The organism is Bradyrhizobium sp. Tv2a-2, assembly GCF_000472425.1.
In the GTDB taxonomy this organism is placed as follows: domain Bacteria; phylum Pseudomonadota; class Alphaproteobacteria; order Rhizobiales; family Xanthobacteraceae; genus Bradyrhizobium.
This window is the reverse complement of the sequence record NZ_AXAI01000003.1, coordinates 136,636-157,103: the sequence shown is the minus strand read 5'-3', so window position 1 is coordinate 157,103 and position 20,468 is coordinate 136,636. Positions and strand designations below refer to the sequence as shown.

The window sequence follows — 20,468 nt, the reverse complement described above, 5'->3', positions numbered from 1 at the left end:
CCGGCTTCCGCCCCACGAAAAGCCGACCCGAACCGAGCCATGTCCTTGACGGTAAAGATTTGCGGCCTGTCCACGCGCGAGACGCTCGACGCGGCGCTTGGTGCGGGCGCCGACATGGTGGGTTTCGTATTCTTCCCGCCCTCGCCCCGGAATGTTTCATTTGACATGGCCCGCGAGCTGGCTGCTTCCGTCGCGGGCCGCGCCCAAAAGGCCGCGCTGACGGTCGATGCCGATGACGCGGCCCTGTCTGCCATTGTCACGGCGCTCAGGCCCGACATTCTGCAGCTGCACGGCCACGAGAGCGTGGCGCGGATTCTGGAACTGAAGCAGAGATTCGGCCTCGAGGTGATGAAGGCGCTCCCGGTCGAGACCTCAGCCGATCTTGCCGGCCTGCTTGATTACGCCGCGGTCTCCGACCGCATCCTGTTCGATGCGCGCCCGCCCAAGCACGCCACGCGGCCGGGCGGGCTGGGGACGACCTTCGACTGGCGCGTGCTGACAAATCTCGACCTGAAGCGGCCCTTCATGGTCTCCGGCGGGCTCACCGCTGACAATGTCGCGGAGGCGCTGCGCGTCACCCGGGCCGGTGGCGTCGATGTCTCCTCCAGCGTCGAGCGCGCGCCCGGCGTCAAAGACCCGCAGCTGATCGAATGTTTCATCCGCGCGGCGCGCGCCACCCAAGAACTGGCGATACGATAACTGGCGATACGATGACACTGGCAAAACCAAATTCCTTCCGCAGCGGTCCCGACGAGCGCGGCCATTTCGGCATCTTCGGTGGCCGCTTTGTCGCGGAAACCCTGATGCCGCTGATCCTCGACCTGGAGAAGGCCTACGCCGACGCCAAGGCCGATCCGGCCTTCCGGGCCGAGATGGATGGTTATCTGAAGAACTATGTCGGCCGGCCTTCGCCGCTTTATTACGCCGAGCGTCTCACGGAGCATCTCGGTGGCGCGAAGATCTATCTGAAGCGCGAGGAGCTCAATCACACCGGCTCCCACAAGGTGAACAATGTGCTCGGCCAGATCATGCTCGCACGGCGCATGGGCAAGAAGCGGATCATCGCCGAGACCGGCGCCGGCCAGCACGGCGTCGCGACCGCGACGCTGTGCGCGCGCTTTGGGCTGGAATGCATCGTCTATATGGGCGCGGTCGACGTGGCGCGGCAGCAGCCCAATGTGATCCGCATGGAGATGCTGGGCGCGGAGGTCGTCCCGGTGCAGTCCGGCACCAGGACGCTGAAGGACGCCATGAACGAGGCGCTGCGCGACTGGGTCACCAATGTGCACAACACGTTCTATTGCATCGGCACGGTCGCCGGTCCCCATCCCTATCCGACGCTGGTGCGTGACTTCCAGTCCGTGATCGGCAACGAGACGCGCCAACAGATGCAGGACGTGGAGGGGCGGCTGCCGGATTCGCTGATCGCCTGCATCGGCGGCGGCTCCAATGCGATGGGGCTGTTTCACCCGTTCCTCGACGATCCCTCGGTCGAGATCTTCGGTGTCGAAGCGGCGGGCCATGGGCTCACGCAATTGCATGCTGCCTCGATCGCCGGCGGCCGGCCTGGCGTGCTGCATGGCAACCGCACCTATCTCCTGATGAACGAGGACGGCCAGATCCAGGACGCGCATTCGATCTCCGCAGGCCTCGATTATCCCGGCATCGGCCCGGAGCATTCCTGGCTGCACGAGGTCGGCCGCGTGAACTATCTGTCCGCGACCGACGACGAGGCGCTTGCCGCGTTTCAACTCTTGTCGCGGCTCGAAGGTATCATCCCGGCGCTGGAGCCGGCCCACGCCATCGCCAAGGTCATGGAGCTCGCGCCCAAGCGGCCCAGGGATCATCTGATGGTTGTCAATCTCTCCGGCCGTGGCGACAAGGACGTCCCGCAAGTCGGCGACATCCTGCGGGGGAGGAAGTGACCATCGAGCGGCGCTCTCTCCTGCACCTCTCCCCTGTGGGGAGAGGTCGGCTGCGAAGCAGCCGGGTGAGGGATCTCTCCTCTCAATCGAATCGAAGTGTGCCTGCGATCATCTCGAGAACTCCCTCAAGATTGTCATACACATCGGTGTTCGACACCCGAACGACGAGGAAGCCGAAAGCCTCGAGTGCTTTCGTCCGCTCCTCATCCCGCGCGACGTCCGCCGGCTCAGTATGGGTAACGCCATCCACTTCCACGATGAGCTTTCCTGCCAGACTTACAAAGTCCACGACGTATCGGTCGATGGAATGCTGTCGCCGGAACTTCCAATGGGCCAATCGCAGGTTGCGGAGCGCCTGCCATAGCCTCGCTTCAGCGTTGGTTTGCGAAGCCCGAAGGATTCGTGCCCTGGTTTTGAACCTGTCCATTCCCCTCACCCGGCTCGCATCTTGCGATGCGATCCGACCTCTCCCCTCTGGGGAGAGGTGTACCACAGCGTGTGCCGCATTATGACGACTCGCATCGATGCACTGTTCGCAAAGCTCAAGCGCGAGGGCCGGTCGGCGTTCGTGACCTTCCTGATGGCCGGCGATCCCGATCCGGAGACGTCGCTGCAGGTCATCAAGGCGATGCCGAAGGCCGGCGCCGATATCATCGAGATCGGCATGCCCTTTACCGATCCGATGGCCGACGGCCCGTCGATCCAGGCGGCGGGCCTGCGTGCGCTCAACGCCGGCATGACGCTGAAGAAAACGCTGGAGTTGGTGCGCAGCTTCCGCAAGGACGACGCCGCGACGCCGCTGGTGCTGATGGGTTACTACAACCCGATCTACATCTACGGGGTGGACAAGTTCCTGGACGACGCCAAGAGCGCCGGTATCGATGGCCTGATCATCGTCGACCTGCCGCCGGAGGAGGACACCGAGCTCTGCGTGCCCGCGCTCAAGGCGGGGCTCAATTTCATTCGCCTGGCGACGCCGACTACCGACGACAAACGCTTGCCCGCGGTGCTCGCCAACACCTCGGGCTTTGTCTACTACGTCTCGATCACCGGCATCACGGGTGCGGCGGCGGCCGATTCCAGGGCGGTCGGCGACGCGGTGGCGCGGATCAAGCGGCACACCGATCTGCCGGTCTGCGTCGGCTTCGGCATCCGCACGCCGCAAGCCGCGCGCGCCATCGCCGAGCATGCCGACGGAGCAGTGGTCGGCACCGCGCTGGTCGATGCGCTGCGCGGCAGTCTCGATGCCGACGGCCGCGCCACGGCCCGGACCGTCGATGCAGTGGCCGAGCTCGCCGTATCGCTGGCGCAAGGCGTCCGGGGCGCCCAACAGGCCGCAGAATAAGCCACAATCTGCCCCTAACCACGGCTTGCCGGGCCCGAGCCCGGCGGCCATATATTCGAGGGCGATCCCCACCGAATCGCGAACCGGAGCAAGACATGAACTGGCTCACCAATGTGGTCCGGCCAAAGATCCGCAACATCCTGCGGCGCGAGACGCCGGAGAATTTGTGGATCAAATGCCCCGATTCCGGGCAGCTCGTGTTCTACAAGGATGTCGAGGCCAACCAGTTCGTCATTCCCGGCTCGAACTACCACATGCGCATGGGCGCGGTGGCGCGGCTGAAATCGATGTTCGACAACGAGACCTGGTTCGACGTGGCGCTGCCGGAGGTGACGCCCGATCCGCTCAAGTTCCGTGACGAGAAGCGTTACGCCGACCGCATCAAGGATGCGCGCGCCCGCACCAGCCTGAACGATGCGGTGAAGATCGGCTACGGCAAGCTGGAAGGCGCGGCCGTCGTGATCGCGGTGCAGGATTTCGATTTCATGGGCGGCTCGCTCGGCATGGCGGCGGGCGAAGCGATCGTCCGCGGCATGGAGCTTGCGGTCGAGAAGAAATCGCCCTTCATCGTTTTCGCGGCTTCCGGCGGCGCGCGGATGCAGGAAGGCATCCTGTCGCTGATGCAGATGCCGCGCACCACGGTCGCCGTGCAGATGCTGCGCGAGGCGCGGCTGCCCTATATCGTCGTACTGACCAATCCCACCACCGGCGGCGTCACCGCCTCCTATGCCATGCTGGGTGACGTGCAGATCGCCGAGCCCGGTGCGCTGATCGGCTTTGCCGGTGCGCGCGTGATCGAGCAGACCATCCGCGAGAAGCTGCCGGAAGGTTTCCAGCGCGCCGAATATCTGAAGGACCACGGCATGGTCGATATGGTCGTGCATCGCCACGACCTGCGGCCGACGCTGGCGCGGCTGTTGCGGGTGTTGACCAAGTCGCCGGCGGTGCCGAGCATGCCCAGGGCGGCGCCACTGGTTCCGGAGCCGGCGACAATCGTGGCGGCGCCCGACGTGGCGCCGGCCGATGACGCGTGAACGCGGCTGCTGAAACACCGCAGGCACCACTCGGCGATTTGATCGCGCGGCTGTCTGCGCTGCATCCGAAGAAAATCGATCTCACCCTCGACCGCATCGAGCGTCTACTTGCGCGGCTCGGCCATCCCGAAGCGATGTTGGCGCCTGTGATCCATGTCGCCGGCACCAATGGCAAAGGCTCGACGGTCGCCTACTTGCGGGCGATCCTGGAAGCCGCCGGCCTGCGCGTTCACACCTACACCTCGCCCTATCTGGTGCGGATCAACGAGAGCTTTCGGATCGGCCAGGTCGGCGGCGGCCGGCTCGCCACCGATGAGGAGTTGTGCGAGGCGTTTGCGCATTGCGAAGCCGTCAATGCCGGCGCGCCCATTACCTTCTTCGAGGCGAAGACGGCGGCGGCCTTTCACCTGTTCGCGCAGCATCCGGCTGACGTGGTGCTGCTGGAGGTCGGGCTCGGCGGCCGCTTGGATGCGACCAACGTCGTCGCCAGCCCGCTCGCCTCAGTGCTGACGCCGATCAGCATGGACCATATGGATTTCCTTGGGCCCACCTTGACCTCCATCGCCGGCGAAAAGGCCGCCATCATCAAGCGCGGCGTGCCGGTGGTCTGCGGCGAACAGATGGCTGAGGCGATGGACGAGATCGAACAAGAGGCGCGGCGGATGCGGGCGCCGATGCATGTGGCCGGCCAGCAATGGCATGTCGGCGTCGAGCACGGCCGGCTGGTCTACCAGGACGAGCGCGGCTTGATGGATCTTGCCGCGCCAAAACTGTTCGGGCGGCATCAGTTCGACAATGCCGGGCTTGCGATCGCAACGCTGCGGGCGATCGATCGCTTGAAGATACCGCATCGCGCATACGAAGCCGGCATCGTCAATGCCGAATGGCCGGCGCGGATGCAGCGCCTGTCGTCGGGCGCGCTGATTGCGCTGGGGCCGCAGGGCTCCGAGATCTGGCTCGACGGCGGCCACAATGCGGAAGGCGGCCGGGTCGCAGCCACGGCGTTGGGCGATCTCGAGGAGCGCGTCTCGCGCCCGCTGGTGGTGATCGCGGGCATGATGGCGAACAAGGACGCCAGCGCCTTTCTCACCAATTTCGCCGGGCTTACGCGCCACATCATCGCAGTGCCGATTCCGGACCAGGACAATGCGATGCCACCGGAGCGCCTTGCCGACGCCGCGCGCGCGCTCGGCATGCGCGTGGAAATCGCCCGCGGGGTTGAGGCTGCGCTGTGCGGGATCGCGCGGCTCGCCTATGAGGTGTCCCCGCGCATCCTGATCACGGGCTCCCTCTACCTTGCCGGCCACGTGCTGGCGATCAACGGCACACCGCCAAGCTAGGGAGGGGGCTGATGCGGTTTGCGGTGATCGCGGACGTGCGCGGCAATCATCTCGCGCTGGAAGCTCTGCTCGCCGATATCCGGGCACAGGGCGTCACCGGCATCGCTCCCGCTTCAATCAAACAAAACAGCCGGCTGTTGGCCGGCCGTTTCACAAGCACTCACTATCCGAACGCGGCAATCACACCGCGCCGGAAATCCACTGCTGCAGCTTTGCCTTCGGTGCGGCACCGACCTGGCGGGAAGCCATTTCGCCGCCCTTGAAAATCATCAGGGTCGGGATCGACATCACGCCGTATTTCGACGCTGTCTTCGGGCTCTCGTCGACATTGAGCTTCACGATCTTGACCTTGTCACCCATCGTGCCGGCGATCTCGTCGAGCGCAGGCGCGATCATGCGACAGGGGCCGCACCACTCGGCCCAGAAATCGACAACCACCGGGCCGGACGCCTTGAGCACTTCAGCTTCGAAATCGGCGTCAGATACTTTACCAACGGCCATGGAGATACCTCGTTCAGTTGGAGAGAGGGCGCTTTGCTGGACCTGAGAATCGCGCCCGGGATCATGCGCTGAAACCTATGAACGGGGTGTTGCCGGGTCAAGCGGGCTGGCGCCCGCGATCCAGGGATGCCAGTGCCGCGTCCAGCGCGGGAGCCAAAATTTCCATGAAATCAGGCGTTTCGGTCCAAAGCAGCGCGGCACGGACTGCCCGATTGGGATAAAGCTTGCGCAGGACGGCCCGGTAAAGCGCCAGTTGGCGGACGTAAGTGGGAGGCGCCAGGGCAGGATCGGTGGGGGGAGAGTGGTTGGTCTTGAAATCGACGATCAGCACCTCGTTGTCCGCGACCACCAGCCGGTCGATCTGGCCTGAGACCAACGGCCGGCCGGGCAGCTCCAGCCGACCCACGATCGAGACCTCGGCACGGCTGCCGGGCGCGAACACAGCGGCAAAGCGCGGGTCGTCGATCAGGGCCAGCGCGCCTTGCCCAAGCGCCTCGCGCTCGGGCTCGCTCCAGCCGATGGCGTTGCGGGCGAGATAGTTGGTCGCGGCGTCGCGGCGCCTGATAGGGGAGATGTCGGGCAGCGATTGCAGCAGCCGGTGCACCAGCGAGCCGCGCTGCATGGCGCGCGACCGTTCCAGCACCGATTCCCCCGACGCTGCGCTGCGGCTCGCGCCACCCGCCTCCGATGGGCGCAGCAGATTGTCGAGGGAAGGCCGGCCCGGCAGCGGCGTCACCAGCCAATCCGGCAGCGCGCTCGGAGGGCTCCGTACAACAGGCGCCGGCGTGCCGGCGGCCGGCTGTCCATCGGCCGTGCGCGAAAACCGCTTGACCGGACCATCCGGCGTCTCGACGGTTTCCTGCCCAAGGCCGGATTGGGTGAGGCCCTTGTCGATCAGATCATACCAGGAGTGGAGGCGGACCTTGTTCATGTTGCCGGGCATGCAGCCGCCGACGACAAGGCGGTCGGCGGCGCGAGTCATGGCGACATAAAGCAGGCGGCGGTATTCGTCCTCGGTGTCGTCAAGCATCGCCTGGCGAGCCTGCGCGACCATGACGGGGTCCTCCGCCTTGCGGCCGGCCCAGACCACGACCTTGCCGCCTTTGCTGTCGGGCAGGTGAATGAGCCGCAGCCGCTGTGTGTCCGAGGGCGAGGAGGTGGTGTCGACCAGGAACACCACGGAAGCCTCCAACCCTTTGGCGCCATGCACGGTCATGACGCGAACCTCGTCGCGCGAGATTTCCATGTCGCGCTTGACCTCGGTGTCGGCGGCGCGTAGCCACGCCACGAATCCCTGCAGCGAGGCTGGCGCCTTGCGCTCATAGCTCAGCGCGAGCTCAAGGAATTCGTCGAGCGCATCATTGGCCTCATGGCCGAGCCGTCGCAGAAAGCGCTTGCGTCCGCCATCGCCGCCGAGCAGCCAGGCATAGAATGCAAACGGTGTGTCCTGCACAGAGCGGCGCTCGCATTGATCGAGCCGGTCGAGCACGTCCTTGAATTTGGCGTTGTCCGACGCCTGAAGCGACAGCGCCTGCCGCAGCGATCCCTTGCGTTCATGGGCGAGTGTGAACAGGTCGTCATCGTCGAGCCCGAACAGTGGGCTTTTCAGCGCGACGGCCAGCGCCAGATCGTCTTGCGGCAGCAGCAGTGCATCTGCGAGATTCATCAGGTCAATGATCGCGATATGCTCGGTCAGCTTCAGCCGGTCGGCGCCGGCGACGGGAATATTGGCGTGCTTGAGCGCCTGGATCACCGCATCGAATGCGTTGCCGCGCCGGCGTACCAGGATGAGAACGTCGCCATAGCGCAGCGACCGTCGCGCACCCTCATGCCCCGTGAGGGTGCCGCTCTCGATCAGCCGCTTGATCTCGGCCTGGATGCGGCGGGAGAGTTTCACTTCCGGGCTGGTCGCCGAGACGCCGTCGAACGGCGCGCGCCAGCCCTCGATATCATTGCGTTTGTCAGGCTCGGCGAGATCCCAGAACTCGATCAGGCTGGGGCCGGCATCGCCGAGCGATTCGTGCACCGGATAGGCGTTTTCCGCATGGATGCTGCCGTAGATCCGTGGATCGCGGAATACATGGTCGACGGATTGCAGGATCGCCGGCCCCGAGCGGAACGAATAGGTGAAAGAGACCGGGTCGAATTTCAGCCCGGCGTCCTCGAATTTCTTTCTGAGATCGCGCCGGCGCTCGGCGAACTCGCGGGGTGCGGCGCCCTGGAAGGAGAAGATCGACTGCTTCTCGTCGCCGACCGCGAAGATGGTGCGGGTCAGGCCCTCGCGCGCGCCTTTGCCTGAGGTGAACTCCTCGATCAGGCGGGCGACAATGTCCCATTGCTTGGGGCTGGTATCCTGCGCTTCGTCGATCAAAACATGATCGACACCGCGGTCGAGCTTGTAATGCACCCAGCCGGCGGAGACACGGTCGAGCATGGCGAGCGTCTTGTCGATCAGGTCCTCGTAGTCCAGAAGCCCGCGCTCGTCCTTCTCGCGCCGGTAATGCGCGGCTGCCGCGGTTGCGATATGCAGCAAGGCGGAGGTGCGGTCGCGCACCGTGATTGCCCGGCGCTTTTCGATCAGCGACGACAGGCGCTGAATTTCCGCGTCGAACAGGCGTGCGACGCTCGGGTTGTCGTCACAAAATCTCTGAGTGAGCACCGCCTTGCGAGGCACTCGCTCCTCGGTGAGAAAAACAGTTAGATATGAATCGACTTGTGCGGCGCCAGAAAACGCCAACGACCCGCGCAGACGCGTTCCCTGATCTTGGTCCGACTTTCTGCCTGTATCGAGGGCCTGCGCTATCGCCTCCCAGCGTCGGCGAGGCAGGAACGAGCCGTCCAGGATCTCGCGCTCGACGTCCTCAATGGCGTCGTCGGCGCTGACGCCGAGCGCGGCGGCTGCTTGCGCCGCCGCTGTGTCCGCGCTGCCAGCCGTATCGGTCCAGCGCATGAAATGATCGCGGGAGAGGCAGGCTTCGCGCACCACGTCCTTGAAGGTGACATCGGCTGCGCTCGCCATGGCGGTCAGCAGCGCGCGGCCGGTCGCGCTCGAGGGATCGCGCGACGCCTCGAGGAAGACGGATAGATTGGCGCGCTCCATCATCTCGGCCTGGTCGCGGTCGTCGAGCACGGCAAAGCGCGCGGGAACGTTGGCCTCGAAGGGAAATTGCTGCAAGAGGCGGGCGCAGAGCGCGTGAATGGTCTGCACCTTCAGGCCGCCCGGCGTTTCCAGCGCGCTGGCGAACAGCTTGCGCGCAGAGTCGCGCAGCCGTGCGTTGGGATAGGGAATGCCGGCCTCGCGGATAGCGGCATCGAGCGAGGCATCGTCCAGCGTCACCCAGTGGCCGAGGGTCGAGAACACGCGCTCGGCCATGTTGGCGGCGGCAGCCTTGGTGAAAGTGATGCAGAGGATCTTTTCCGGCGGTGCGCCTGATAGCAGCAGCCGGATCACCCGCTGTACAAGAACATGGGTCTTGCCCGAGCCGGCATTGGCCGAGACGAAGGCCGAGGCGTCCGGGTCCGAGGCGCGCTTCTGCGCGGCGCGAACAGCGTCGGGGATAGGACGGGGCGCCTTCACCATTCCTCAATCCCCAGTCCGCCCGCCGCCGACCATTCCTTGATCCGCGCGAGATCGTCGTATGCGCCGTAGCGATTGCTCCACATCGGCAGGTTCAGCGAGCGATACGGCTCGTCTTCATTTTCGAACTTGCGGACGAGTACCTCGAGCTGCTCGCGCGCATAGTTGGCGGCTCGATCAGGCGGCTGCGGCGTGTCACCCGGCCTGATCTTCAATTCGAGGCTTCGTTCTTCGCCCGGCGGATTGTTGCCGGAGAGACGGACATAGACCAGCTCGCCGACCGAGCCGCCGCCCGGGATGTTGGGAAAGCCGCCTTCGCGCAAAATTGCCGCTTCCAGCGTCAGTTGCGGCGACAGGCCCATGCGCACCTGCTTGCCCGTCGGCGGCTGGCCGGTCTTGTAGTCGAGAATGGCGTAGGTGCCGTCGCGGCGGCGCTCGATGCGGTCGGCGCGGGCGTTGAGACGGAAAGAACGGCCATTGTCGAGGGGAATGGTGATCTCACCCATGATCTCGGCGTTGATTGCTTCGATATGGTCGCGCCGCGCGCTCTCCCATTCCGCGAACCAGCCGGCGATGCGCAGGAAGCGCGGCCACCACAGCGCGCGCGCCTCGGGGCGCTCCATCAGCGGTGCGAAATAACGCGTGCCGATCTGCCGGAGCATTTCCGCCGCCTGGTCGGGGAGCTTCTCTGTGAACTCCCTGGTGAACGCACCGATCGCGTCATGGATCGCCGAGCCGCGGTCGGCCGCCGACAGCGGCATGTCGACGGGATCGAGCGCCTCGAGCCTGAGGATGTATTTGGCGTAGATGGTGTAGGGATCGCGCAGCCAGTCCTCGATCGCGGTGACCGAGAGCTTTTGCGGCCGCGTCGCGCGTGGCGGTCTCGGCTCGGGCTGGCCGATCGGCGTGACCTTCTCGGGCCGGTCGAGCTCTTCCGCGAAGCGGACGTAGCGCTCGCCCTTCTCCTTCGCCGCCTGCCACGGCGCATCGCCCGCAACCGCTTGCAGCCGATGCAGGAAGCGCGAGGCGACGGCCGGCGCGCCGCCGGCCTTCGCGGCGTGACTGAGGATCACCTCGTCGCCGCCGAGCAGTTGCGCGAAGTCATGGGCGGAAAGGCCGATGCGCCGCTCGGGTAGATCGAGGCCAAGCTCATGGCGCATCGGCCGGCTCAGCCACGGATCCATCCGCGGCGCCGGGGGCCAGACGCCTTCGATCAGCCCGCCGATGATGAAGCGATCGGCCTGCATCAGCCGGGACTCCAGCGGACCATAGATGTGCAAGGTGGCGCCGATCTTCTCGGCGCGGCGCACGGCGCGGTCGGCGAAAGCGGTCTGGAACACCTCTGGATAATCAGGCAGTTGCAGCAGCAGTCCGCTGCGCCGCTGTTCGGCGAGCAGATCGTCGAAAGCCGCGGCGAGCGCAAGGCCGTCCTGTCCCTCGAAAGCAAGTGCGATGCCGCGCTCGTCGCGCGACAGCTCGATCAGCACGTCGCGATGCCGCTGCGCCAGCTCGGCGAAATCAAATGGCTTTTTCGCTGCCAGCGCTTCCAACGGCGCAAGCGCTGCCTTGAGCCGTCCGACAAGCGCGCTGATGCCATCGAGCTGATCGTTGCTCAGCCGCGCCCGCTGCTCGGCCTTGTGCAGCCCGGAGGGGTCGCCACGGTTCAGTTTGCCGAGCTCCTCATGGAAGCGGCAAAACTCGTTTGCGAGCCCGCTGGTGCCGGGTTGCGGCCGGGTGCCGCGTAGCACGGCCAGCTCCAGCGCTTCGATCGTGGACTTGAAACTGCCTGCCCCGCCGCCGAGCCGGCACAGCGGATGCTTCAGCAGCGCGAGCAAGGTCGGCGGCTCCAGCCCTCGCGCTACGGCCTCGGCGACAAGGCGGGCAAAGATGCCGGTCGAGGTCTCGATCAGTGCCTCGCCGCCGGAATCGTCAAAGTCGAGATTCCAGCGTGCCAGCGCCGCCGTCACGCGCCGCGCAAGCGCGCGGTCCGGCGTTACCAGCGCCGCGGATTTCTGCAGGTGTTGCGCCTCGCGCATGGCGACCGCAATCGCCAGTGCCTCCATTTCCGGGTTGGGCGCTTCGATCACCGCGAGATTTTGCATGCCGGCTGCGATGCGCGCGGCGACGTCTTGCTGCTGCAGCCGTTCGTGCCAATGGTCGGTGGCGTGCGAGGGACGCATCGCCTCTGACAGCAGCATTTCGCGGCCATTGGCCGCGGGCATCGACAGGATCTCGACATCGCGCCGCGCGAAGCCGAAGCGGCGCAAAAGCGCGTGCATGGCGAATTGTGGATGGTTGGAGGCGGGATGAATCTCGAAGGCGCCAGCTGCGTTCTTCACGCCGCCGATGCTCTTCCAGGCGTCCTCGTCGAGATCGGTGTCGAGCCCCGGCAGCACCACCGCGCCGTTGGGCAGGTTCGCCACCGCATGGAGGAATTTCGCGGTGGCCGGCATCGAGCCGGTGGAACCGGCTGCGATCACGGGGCCCGCGTGATGCGCACTCAGCCGCTTCGCTTCCGCGGCGATCAGGAAATCGCGCCGTGCCGCGGGCTCGATCTTGCCGATCTCGGCGAGATAGTCCGGCCAGGTCTTGCGGGCGATCTGCAGGAACTGCAGCGAGTGCTGCCAATACGGGTCGAGATTGTCAGGCACGAGATCGTCGAGAGCGTCCCACGGCACGTCGCGCGTCACCATGTCGTCGATCAACCGCGCCAGATCGGCGGCAAGTGACAATGTTGACGCTGGCCCGCCGACCACCAGCGGCGCCAGCACCTCGCCCTTGGCCCAGGCCGCGACCAGGCGCGCCAGGGTCAGGCGCCGCTCCAGCTCGCCTAGCCGCGGCGGAATTTCCAGCGGCGCGGCGCCGCCGAGCGCCTCAGCCTCGTCGGCAAAAGCGAGTTCGTCCTCGTCGATGTCTCCGAGCGGCACGATGCGCGGCAGCACCGCCGCGTCGCTTTGCAGTTCGTCGAGGAACACCTCGCGCGCCACCCGCACCGCGCGGCGGGTCGGCAAGTACAGCGTTGCTTCGGCTAGCCGCGCCGGATCGTTCCGTGCCTCAAAGCCTTGCACCAGCCGGCCGTCGATCAGCGCGGCAATGACGCTGCGCAGGAACGGCACGGAAAGCGGAACACTGAAGACGCGCATGAAAGTCCTGATTCGATGTCACGGCGAATATACGGATGGATCGTGGATCGGTCATGGGCATGCAAGCGTTGGCAGTGGAAAATGGGGATGCCCGCATGGGCTGGGTAGAGCCCAGCGAAACCCATCATTTTTACGACGAGGGCAATTGGTTTCGCTGAGCTCTACCCATTCTGCAAAGCGCGCTCAACTCATCCCGCACCTTTTCGACCACACTCGCATAGTTGCGGCTCTCATCCTGGCGGAACAGCCGTACGCTCGGATACCAGGGGCTGTCATCGCGATCGAGCAGCCAGCGATAGTCCGGGGTATAGGGCAGCAGGATCCATATCGGGCAGGCAAGCGCGCCGGCGAGATGGGCAACGCTGGTGTCCACCGAGACGACGAGGTCGAGGCGGGCGATCAGCGCCGCCGTCTCGGCGAAATCGGTGAGGTGGCCTGCGAGGTCGATGATGCCGCTTTGCGCGAGGCTCGCCATGTCATCCGCGCGTGCGTCCTTTTGCAGGCTGATGAAGGTGGCGTCGACGTCGCAGATGCGCGCCAGCATCTGCAGCGGAATGGACCTGTTATGGTCGTTGCCATGGTTCGGATTGCCCGACCAGACAAGGCCGACGCGCAATTTGTCATGCGCGCCGAGCCGCTCCTCCCAGGCGCGCACGCTGCTCACGGCAGGCATGGGCAAATAGGGCGTCGCGCCCGGGATGGTGTCGAGGCTTGTTTCGAACGCGAGCGGCAGGCTCGAGACCGGGCAATGCAGATCGAAGGCGGGCAGGGCGGCGGCCGATCGCGGCAGGCATTGGGCGATGCCGGTCATGTCCTTCAGCAGCGGATACAATGCGTCCTGCACCATCAGTACGACGCGCGCGCCGCGCGCGGCGAGCATCGGCACATAGCGTACGAATTGCAGCGTGTCGCCAAAACCTTCCTCGGCGCAGACCAGAATTGTTTTGCCCGCGATGTCGCCTTCGCCCAGCCACATCGGTTGCGACAAAGCCGGATAGATGTGGGCAAATGCTGGAATCTTCCAGCGCGCCTCGCGCCCACGCAAACCGGCCGCGAAATCTCCGAGCAGGAGCTGCAGCAGGGCCAGATTCCATTCGGCCTGCGCTTGGTTGGGATCGATGGCGATGGCCTGCTGAAAGGCTGCGCGTGCCTCGTCGAAACGATGCAGCGCCGTGAGCGCGACCGCCTTTTCCATCAGCGTTGCCGCGGCATCCGGGCGGAGCGCAAGCGCGCGGTCGAACCAGGGGAGCGCCTCCGCATCGCGCCCGAGCATGCGCAGGATGTTTCCGATGTTGCAGCAAACGTCGGCGTTGCCAGGATCAAGCGCCGAGAGGCGCTCATTGTCGGCCAGCGCTTCGGCAAATCGTTTCAAATTGTGCAACGTGCGTGCACGCATATAGAGCGTCGGGACGTGGTCCGGCCGCATTTTGTCGCAGAGCGAGAAATAGCCGAGCGCGTCCTCGAGCTGCCCGTCCTCGAACAGCAGCACCGCCGCCTTGTTGGCGGCGTCCCAATCGCCGGCGTCCCGGCTTACGGCCTCGCGAAAGCTTGACAGCGCATCGGCGCGCCGTCCGACGGCGGCCAGCGCATTGCCGAGATCGCGCCATGGCTCGGCCCTGTCGGGGTTGAGCCGCACCGACTTGCCGAACACCTGCAGCGCGTCGGCGTGCCGCCCGTGCTTCAAGAGTGTCGTGCCGAGGCTCCGCAGATAATCGTGCCGCGGCTCGCGCCGGATCGCATGTGAGATCCACGTCACGGCCTGGTCGTAGTGCCCGGCATGGAGGGCGAGGATCCCGAGCAGATGAAGCGCGTCGGCGTGATCGCTGTCGTGCGCGAGCGCCCGCCGGCAGCACAGCTCGGCGTCAGGATAGCTGCCGGCACGGAAATGGTTGAGCGCGGCCTGGTAAAGCTGAGCGGATGAGCTTGTCGTGGAGGCGGTCGGTTCGTTCTCGGCGCTCATCAAGGTTTGCAAGCGCCGACCTAGGCCACGCTCTCCAGGAATGCTTCTTCCGCAGCGCCAATGGCGTCGGGGGTGCCGACATGCATCCAGACGCCGTCGAGACGCAGGCCAAACAGGCGCTCCTGCTCGTTGGCGCGATCGAACATCCTGGTCAGCGAGAACGCGCCCTTCGGTGCATCGGCAAAGATCGCGGGCGAGATGATCGCAGCTCCCGCATAGACGAACGGCACCACCTGGTTCTCGCGGCGCTTGCGCAAGGCGCCATCCGGCAGCATGCCATAGTCACCCGAGCCGCTATAGCCGATGCTGCTCGCGGTCGGCGCCATCAACAGCAGGATGTCCATGCGTGCGGGGTCGAAGGTCTCGGCCAACCGCGCCAGATTGGAGCGCACGCCGTCGATCCACAGCGTGTCGGAATTGACATGGAAGAACGGCGCGTTGCCGAGCATCGGCAGCGCCTTGACCACGCCGCCGCCGGTGCCGAGCACCTGGTCGCGCTCGTCGGAGACGATCACGCGCGGATGCTTTCGCGATGCGACATGGTCGATGATCTGATCGGGCAGATAATGCACATTGACCACCGCCTCGGTGACGTCGGCATCGGCAAGCTTGTCCAGCGCATGGTCGAGCAGCGGGCGGCCCGCGACCGGAACCAGCGGTTTCGGCATTCGCTCGGTCAGCGGGCGCATGCGCAGGCCGAGACCAGCGGCGAGGACCATGGCTTTGGTGGGCTTGACCGGCATGTTCGGGATGCTTTCGGGACGATGCTTGCGAGGAGTCTCGGGATTGGCGATTCGCTGGCAGGACTGATCATATCACGTTGATTCGCAGCCGCCCGATTCGTGCTGCCTTAGCGGGCCGAGATGACGGTTGTAAGACTGGAGGATCACACTTCCGCCGTGGTCTGCCGTGCGGACTTTTTCCCCTTGTTGCCCTGCTTGATGAAGCTGACGCCAATCTGGTCGCCGTTGACCCAGGAGAGCTCGCAGCGCCGGTAGGCCAGCCCGGTCGACGACAGCAGCAGAAAAAATTCCTTCAAATGCAGCCCCTCGACGGAACCCTCCACCGTCAGCTTGGCGCCGGCCTCGGAGACGTCCTCCATCATGCAGTTGCGCCGCCAGGTGCCGTCGATCGCCATCATAAAGGCTGGTATTCCGCGCTCGAATGCGACGCGGCCCTCATTGCGCCGTTCACCACTCGCCATAGTCCGCTCCGGCCTCGAAATTGAGCGGTCGCCATGCCCGGCCGACCGCTCGGCAAAGACTACCGGGCTGATGGCTAACAAGCCGTAAAGGCCGGAAACCCGGTAAAATCAGAAACTTGGCGGCGGCAAACCTGGTGGCGGAACGTGGGCGGCGTACCAGGCCTTGATGGAGGCCAGCGCCGGGTGGTCCAGCGAGCGCGTCAGGTAGCTCCAGATCCGCGGCTGGTGACGGAGATAGTGCGGCTTTCCGTCGCGCCGGTTGAGCCGGGCGAAGGTGCCGAGCAGACGGGTGTTGCGCTGTGCCGACAGGATGGCATAGGTCGCCGCAAAGGCGCCGGCGTCGAATTGGGCGTCCGCCGCGCGTCGGGCCTTGATGTAGCGCGAGAACAGCATGAGCTCGAGCATCTCCGGCACGTCGAGCCGTGCGTCCTGCAACAGCGACACCAGATCATAGGCAGGCGAGCCCAGCACCGCATCCTGAAAATCGATCAGGCCGACGCGCTTGATGTCTTCACGTGTCTCCAGCCAGATCAGATTGGGCGAGTGGAAGTCGCGCAGCACCCAGCTTCGCGTTGATGATACGGACGTATCCAGGAGCTCGCGCCACATCGCGAAAAACTCCGCGCGCGCGGCATCGCCGAGCGCAGCGCCGCGATCGGGAAGGTACCATTCCGGCATCAGCCCGATCTCGACCAGCAATGCGTCGGTATCAAAAACCGGAATCGAATAGCTCGCCTGCTCCGCGATCGGCAGCGTCTCCGGCAACATCTCGCGATGCAGCGCCGCCAGCATGTCGGTCGCCACCTCGTAGCGGTCCTGCATCGGCTGCGGCGGATCGCCCTCGAACAACACGGCCTGGCCGAGATCCTCGGTGATCAAAAAGCCGCTGTCGAGATCGGCATGAAAAATCTCGGGCGCCGAAAGGCCGCGTGCGCGCAAGCCGCCGGCGATGGCGACAAAAGGCTTCACGTCTTCGGCGAGATGCACAGCGGCGCTATAGGGCTTGCCGTCATAGATCGGCGGGCCGTCCGGCCGTCGCGGCGAGTTCATCAGGATGAAGCTGGCGCCGTCCTTGTTCAGCCGCGCATAGGAGCGGATCGAGGCATCCCCCGCCATGCGCCGCCGCGTCGCCTTGCCGAAGCCGGCCTTGTCAAGGAATTGCCTGAGCGATTTGAGCCGCTCGACCTGCGCCGCCGCCTTGCCATGGCCTGCGATCTCGGCTGTGCGCGCCTCTGCGTCAAGTTCGTTGCGGTGACTGAGTGCGATGTCGATGCGGTTGGACGGCAAAGCATCGCCGGCGCGCTCCGGCCATTCGATCAGGACCACCGTGCCTTCGGGAAAGGGCTGTAGCCCAATCTCCTCCAGCTCGGAGGTGTGGGCTATCCGGTAGAGGTCGGCGTGCAGCAGCGGGAACGACGGCAGCTCATAGGCCTGCACCAGCGTGAAGGTCGGACTCGGGACCTCGAGCTCCGCGTCATCGGCGAGATAGCGGATCATCGCCCGCGCCGCCGTGGTCTTGCCGGCGCCGAGGTCACCTGTGAGGGTGATGATGTCGCCGGCGCCAAGCAGGAGCGCGAGATCGGCCATCAGATGTGCGGTCGCGGCCTCGTCGGGCAGCGTTACAGAGAAAGTCGCAAATTCTGTCATTCCGCAGCGTTACGCTGAGCCTGTTCGGTTGGGAAGTCGCAAGTGACCATGGTGCCCTTGCCGACCACCGAATCCACCCGCACCTTTCCGCCATGCAGCTCGACAAAGGAGCGCACCAGCGACAGCCCGAGCCCGGCGCCGCGGTGCCGCGAGCCGTGGGACCGGCTCTCGAACCAGTCGAACACCTTGTCCTTCATTTCGGGCGGGATGCCGGGGCCGGAATCGCTGACGGAAAACACCACGCTGCGCTCGGTCCTGGTGGCGCTGACCACGACCGTCCCGTCCTGTGGCGAGAAGCCGACCGCGTTGGCAAGCAGGTTATAGAGCACCTGCACCACGCGCCGCTCATCGCCGGTGAAGCTGCCGACATTGGGGTCGACCTCGACCTTGAGGTGAATGCGGTCGGTGGCGAGCCGGTCCTGGATGCCCTCCGCCGCCGCCATGATGGCCTTGGTCGCATCGACAGACCCAAGCTCCAGCCGCATCGCGCCGGCATCGATGGTGGCGAGATCGAGAATGTTGTTGGTCAGCGCGAGCAGCGCGTTGGTCGATTTGGTGACGTAGTCGAGATACTCGGCCTGCTTCGGCGTCAGCGGCCCCGTCGAGGGGTCGCTCAGGAAATGCGCAAAGCCGATGATGGTGGTGAGCGGGGCGCGCAGCTCGTAGGACACGTGATGCACGAAGTCGATCTTCATCTGTCCGGCGGTCTCGAGCGCTTCGTTGCGCTCGCGCAGCGCGCGCTCGACATTCTCGGTGTCGGTGATGTCCTGGAAGGTCAGCATGGTGGCGCCATCGGGCAGCGGGCGCAGCATGCAGTCGAGCACGCTGCCGTCCTTGCGATCCAGCTTCAGGGGTACGTCGATGCGATTCTCGATCGCCGTGATGGCTTCGCGAATCGTCTGCCAGGCTCTCGGCTCGTCGAACAATGGGCGGCACCAGCCGGCCACGGCATCGATATGGGGTTGTTCGCGCAACGATTCCGCCGAGAGCTTCCACATCCTGGCAAAAGCCGGATTGAACAATTGCGCCCGCCCGTTGCTGCCGAACACGGCGACGCCTTCGGCAAGGCTGTCCAGCGTCTCGCGCTGGACGCGGATCAGGCCGTCGAAGCGGCGCGCAAGGTCCAGGCTCTCGGTGACGTCGTCGAACAGATAGGTGACGCCGCCCTCCGGGTTGGGCGTGGTGACGACCGAAAGCGCGCGGCCGTCGGGCAGGAACCAGGTGTCCTTCGCGGTCTCGACCGCGCGATAGGCTTCTTGCAGTTTTGCTTTCCAGGCGCGGAAGTCGGCCTGCTCGGGAAGTTTTCTCGCCGCGCGCAGACGGTCGAGCACGCTGGAGTCATCGGGATGGCTGTCGAGAAAGGCGGTATCGAGATCCCACAGGCGCCGATAGGAATCGTTGTAGAACGCAAGCCGTCGCTGGCCGTCGAACACGGCAACACCCGACGAGAGCTGGTCGAGTGTGCGGCGATGTGCATCCGCCATCCGCACCAGGGCCTGTCGCAGTGCATCCGCTTCGCTGGCATCGATGGCGATGCCGATGCTACCCTCGCCGATATTGATCGCGCGGACATCATAGAAGGCGCGTTCGCCGCTGGTGACGATCGCCAGGCGCGCGTTGAATGCGGAGCCGCCATGCAGCGCGCGCTCCATCTCGCTGCGGCCGGCGCTGTCGAGCAGCTCGAGATTGCGGCTGATGGCATCAGCGGCATCGGCGGCGTCGGTCGCACGCGCATAGGCGTCGTTGACGTAAGAGAGACCCCTGGCATCCCTAGCCCAGATCGGCCAGGGGGAGGTGGCGGCGAAGCCGCGCAGCATCTTGGTCTCGTCCGCAAGCTGCTTGAAGCGGAGATTGGTTTCCGCAAGCTCACGGCGCAGGCCCGAAAGCTCGCGAATGCGGACAATGGCCTGTCCGCCAATGGCACGTCCCGTAGCCTCGATGGCGCGTCCCGTGACGGTGGTGAGGTTGAGCAGGAAGCCTTCGCCGGTCTCGCGCAACGCGTCGACCGCATGATCCATCTGCAGCGCCGGTTCCGGCGGCAGCCAGGTTCCGAAGGCGAGCAGGCGCTGCGGCGAGTCCTGATGCACCAGAAGCGAGATATCGCCTGAGATCTGTGGGCGGTTGTCGCCCGCGGCCCAGGAGATCAGGACCTGGGGCTCGGCAAACAGCAGCGCGCGATAGCTGTCGGTCTGCACCTGCAGTTCCCCGATACGGCTCCTGAGCCGTGCCTCGTCGCGCGCCGCCGACAGCCGGCTGCGCATCAGGAGAATCGCAGACACCACGGAGAAGCCGAGCAGCGCGAGCGCGGTCGTCAGCACCGCGATTTCCTGGCGGTTGAAGCCGAGCAGGCCGGCGAGCTCGTTGAGCACGGGCAAGTCGGCGGCCATCGCGCGACCTGCCGGCAGCAGGGTCGCCGCGGCAAGCCCGATCAGGCCGCTGCGTGCAAGCGTCGTGCACGACAGCAGCGTCCGACGCATCGCCGTGATCACGCCTGACATCATTGCCCCAAAGACCGAAAAGAATATCCGCGACCGTCGCGGGTCGAATGGTACGCGCGCTTGCCGCGAATCAAAGAACAATATCGCCGGGAGGACTCCAGGGGTAAGAGTCCAGACCGTGAACGTGAATCTTGTTGTGCAAAAAGTGGAACGCAAACGCTCCACTTTAATGAAAATGAATCCAGAGTTTTATGTGAGCCACAAACGATTCGGTCGAATCGATGTCGCCGTGGGTTCCAGCCTTCTCGCCTTACAAGGGGAGAGGCTGCAACGCGAATGTGAACGTCTCTTCGG

At 65.4% G+C, this 20,468-nt stretch carries 14 protein-coding genes and 1 pseudogene; 6 read left to right on the top strand and 9 right to left on the bottom strand.

Annotated elements, in window-relative coordinates; translation table 11 throughout:
- Positions 1 to 39 precede the first annotated feature (39 nt).
- Both A3AI_RS0106875 and trpB read left to right on the top strand, forming a co-directional pair.
- Entirely contained in the window at positions 40 to 699 is a 660-nt protein-coding gene (locus A3AI_RS0106875; protein WP_024514872.1) for a phosphoribosylanthranilate isomerase, read from the top strand.
- 11 nt (positions 700 to 710) lie between these two features.
- On the top strand, positions 711 to 1,925 hold the full coding sequence (trpB, locus tag A3AI_RS0106870; RefSeq protein WP_024514871.1) for a tryptophan synthase subunit beta: 1,215 nt from the start codon (positions 711 to 713) through the stop codon (positions 1,923 to 1,925).
- 82 nt (positions 1,926 to 2,007) lie between these two features.
- Here the strand turns inward: trpB and A3AI_RS0106865 are convergent, their stop codons facing one another.
- Positions 2,008 to 2,352, bottom strand: a complete 345-nt coding sequence (locus A3AI_RS0106865; RefSeq protein ID WP_024514870.1) for an endonuclease domain-containing protein — start codon at positions 2,350 to 2,352, stop codon at positions 2,008 to 2,010.
- Between the two features lie 81 nt (positions 2,353 to 2,433).
- Here A3AI_RS0106865 and trpA point away from each other — a divergent pair, with 81 nt between their 5' ends.
- The 4 genes and pseudogenes from trpA to A3AI_RS47295 form a co-directional block, all read left to right on the top strand.
- Positions 2,434 to 3,270 (top strand): tryptophan synthase subunit alpha, encoded by an 837-nt coding sequence (trpA, locus tag A3AI_RS0106860; RefSeq protein WP_024514869.1) that lies wholly within the window; start codon positions 2,434 to 2,436, stop codon positions 3,268 to 3,270.
- 95 nt (positions 3,271 to 3,365) lie between these two features.
- Positions 3,366 to 4,304 carry an acetyl-CoA carboxylase, carboxyltransferase subunit beta gene (accD, locus tag A3AI_RS0106855; protein WP_024514868.1) on the top strand — a complete coding sequence of 313 codons (939 nt, stop codon included), beginning with the start codon at positions 3,366 to 3,368 and terminating at the stop codon, positions 4,302 to 4,304.
- Positions 4,301 to 5,644 carry a bifunctional folylpolyglutamate synthase/dihydrofolate synthase gene (locus A3AI_RS0106850; protein WP_024514867.1) on the top strand — a complete coding sequence of 448 codons (1,344 nt, stop codon included), beginning with the start codon at positions 4,301 to 4,303 and terminating at the stop codon, positions 5,642 to 5,644. The genes accD and A3AI_RS0106850 overlap by 4 nt, the downstream gene beginning before the upstream one ends.
- 11 nt (positions 5,645 to 5,655) lie before the next feature.
- Positions 5,656 to 5,748, top strand: a pseudogene (locus tag A3AI_RS47295) (metallophosphoesterase family protein); the annotation flags it as partial.
- A 76-nt stretch (positions 5,749 to 5,824) separates the two neighbouring features.
- Here A3AI_RS47295 and trxA read toward each other — a convergent pair.
- From trxA to A3AI_RS0106810, 8 genes are all read right to left on the bottom strand, one after another.
- Positions 5,825 to 6,145: a thioredoxin gene (gene trxA, locus A3AI_RS0106845; RefSeq protein ID WP_024514866.1), complete on the bottom strand. Its 321-nt coding sequence runs from the start codon at positions 6,143 to 6,145 to the stop codon at positions 5,825 to 5,827.
- 97 nt (positions 6,146 to 6,242) lie between these two features.
- On the bottom strand, positions 6,243 to 9,725 hold the full coding sequence (gene addA / locus A3AI_RS42365; protein WP_036047602.1) for a double-strand break repair helicase AddA: 3,483 nt from the start codon (positions 9,723 to 9,725) through the stop codon (positions 6,243 to 6,245).
- The gene (addB, locus tag A3AI_RS0106835; RefSeq protein WP_024514865.1) at positions 9,719 to 12,865 is read right to left on the bottom strand and encodes a double-strand break repair protein AddB; all 3,147 of its coding nucleotides are present in this window, start codon (positions 12,863 to 12,865) and stop codon (positions 9,719 to 9,721) included. Before addB ends, addA begins: the two co-directional genes overlap by 7 nt.
- A gap of 130 nt (positions 12,866 to 12,995) precedes the next feature.
- The gene (locus tag A3AI_RS0106830) at positions 12,996 to 14,825 is read right to left on the bottom strand and encodes a tetratricopeptide repeat-containing glycosyltransferase family protein (protein WP_024514864.1); all 1,830 of its coding nucleotides are present in this window, start codon (positions 14,823 to 14,825) and stop codon (positions 12,996 to 12,998) included.
- A 20-nt stretch (positions 14,826 to 14,845) separates the two neighbouring features.
- Positions 14,846 to 15,568, bottom strand: a complete 723-nt coding sequence (locus A3AI_RS0106825) for a nucleotidyltransferase family protein (protein WP_024514863.1) — start codon at positions 15,566 to 15,568, stop codon at positions 14,846 to 14,848.
- Between the two features lie 143 nt (positions 15,569 to 15,711).
- Entirely contained in the window at positions 15,712 to 16,029 is a 318-nt protein-coding gene (locus A3AI_RS0106820) for a PilZ domain-containing protein (protein WP_024514862.1), read from the bottom strand.
- Between the two features lie 108 nt (positions 16,030 to 16,137).
- Positions 16,138 to 17,676, bottom strand: coding sequence for a tRNA (adenosine(37)-N6)-threonylcarbamoyltransferase complex ATPase subunit type 1 TsaE (gene tsaE, locus A3AI_RS0106815; RefSeq protein WP_024514861.1), 1,539 nt, complete (start codon positions 17,674 to 17,676; stop codon positions 16,138 to 16,140).
- On the bottom strand, positions 17,673 to 20,174 hold the full coding sequence (locus A3AI_RS0106810; protein WP_024514860.1) for a sensor histidine kinase: 2,502 nt from the start codon (positions 20,172 to 20,174) through the stop codon (positions 17,673 to 17,675). Before A3AI_RS0106810 ends, tsaE begins: the two co-directional genes overlap by 4 nt.
- Between the last annotated feature and the right edge of the window lie 294 nt (positions 20,175 to 20,468).

Bases quoted from the DNA above. Each gene is read 5' to 3' on its own strand.
- trxA (WP_024514866.1), bottom strand. From the start codon at position 6,145: ATGGCCGTTGGTAAAGTATCTGACGCCGATTTCGAAGCTGAAGTGCTC.
- A3AI_RS0106810 (WP_024514860.1), bottom strand. From the start codon at position 20,174: ATGTCAGGCGTGATCACGGCGATGCGTCGGACGCTGCTGTCGTGCACG.
- A3AI_RS0106820 (WP_024514862.1), bottom strand. From the start codon at position 16,029: ATGGCGAGTGGTGAACGGCGCAATGAGGGCCGCGTCGCATTCGAGCGC.
- addB (WP_024514865.1), bottom strand. From the start codon at position 12,865: ATGCGCGTCTTCAGTGTTCCGCTTTCCGTGCCGTTCCTGCGCAGCGTC.
- trpB (WP_024514871.1), top strand. From the start codon at position 711: ATGACACTGGCAAAACCAAATTCCTTCCGCAGCGGTCCCGACGAGCGC.
- accD (WP_024514868.1), top strand. From the start codon at position 3,366: ATGAACTGGCTCACCAATGTGGTCCGGCCAAAGATCCGCAACATCCTG.
- trpA (WP_024514869.1), top strand. From the start codon at position 2,434: ATGACGACTCGCATCGATGCACTGTTCGCAAAGCTCAAGCGCGAGGGC.
- A3AI_RS0106865 (WP_024514870.1), bottom strand. From the start codon at position 2,352: ATGGACAGGTTCAAAACCAGGGCACGAATCCTTCGGGCTTCGCAAACC.
- addA (WP_036047602.1), bottom strand. From the start codon at position 9,725: ATGGTGAAGGCGCCCCGTCCTATCCCCGACGCTGTTCGCGCCGCGCAG.
- A3AI_RS0106825 (WP_024514863.1), bottom strand. From the start codon at position 15,568: ATGCCGGTCAAGCCCACCAAAGCCATGGTCCTCGCCGCTGGTCTCGGC.
- tsaE (WP_024514861.1), bottom strand. From the start codon at position 17,676: ATGACAGAATTTGCGACTTTCTCTGTAACGCTGCCCGACGAGGCCGCG.
- A3AI_RS0106830 (WP_024514864.1), bottom strand. From the start codon at position 14,825: ATGAGCGCCGAGAACGAACCGACCGCCTCCACGACAAGCTCATCCGCT.
- A3AI_RS0106875 (WP_024514872.1), top strand. From the start codon at position 40: ATGTCCTTGACGGTAAAGATTTGCGGCCTGTCCACGCGCGAGACGCTC.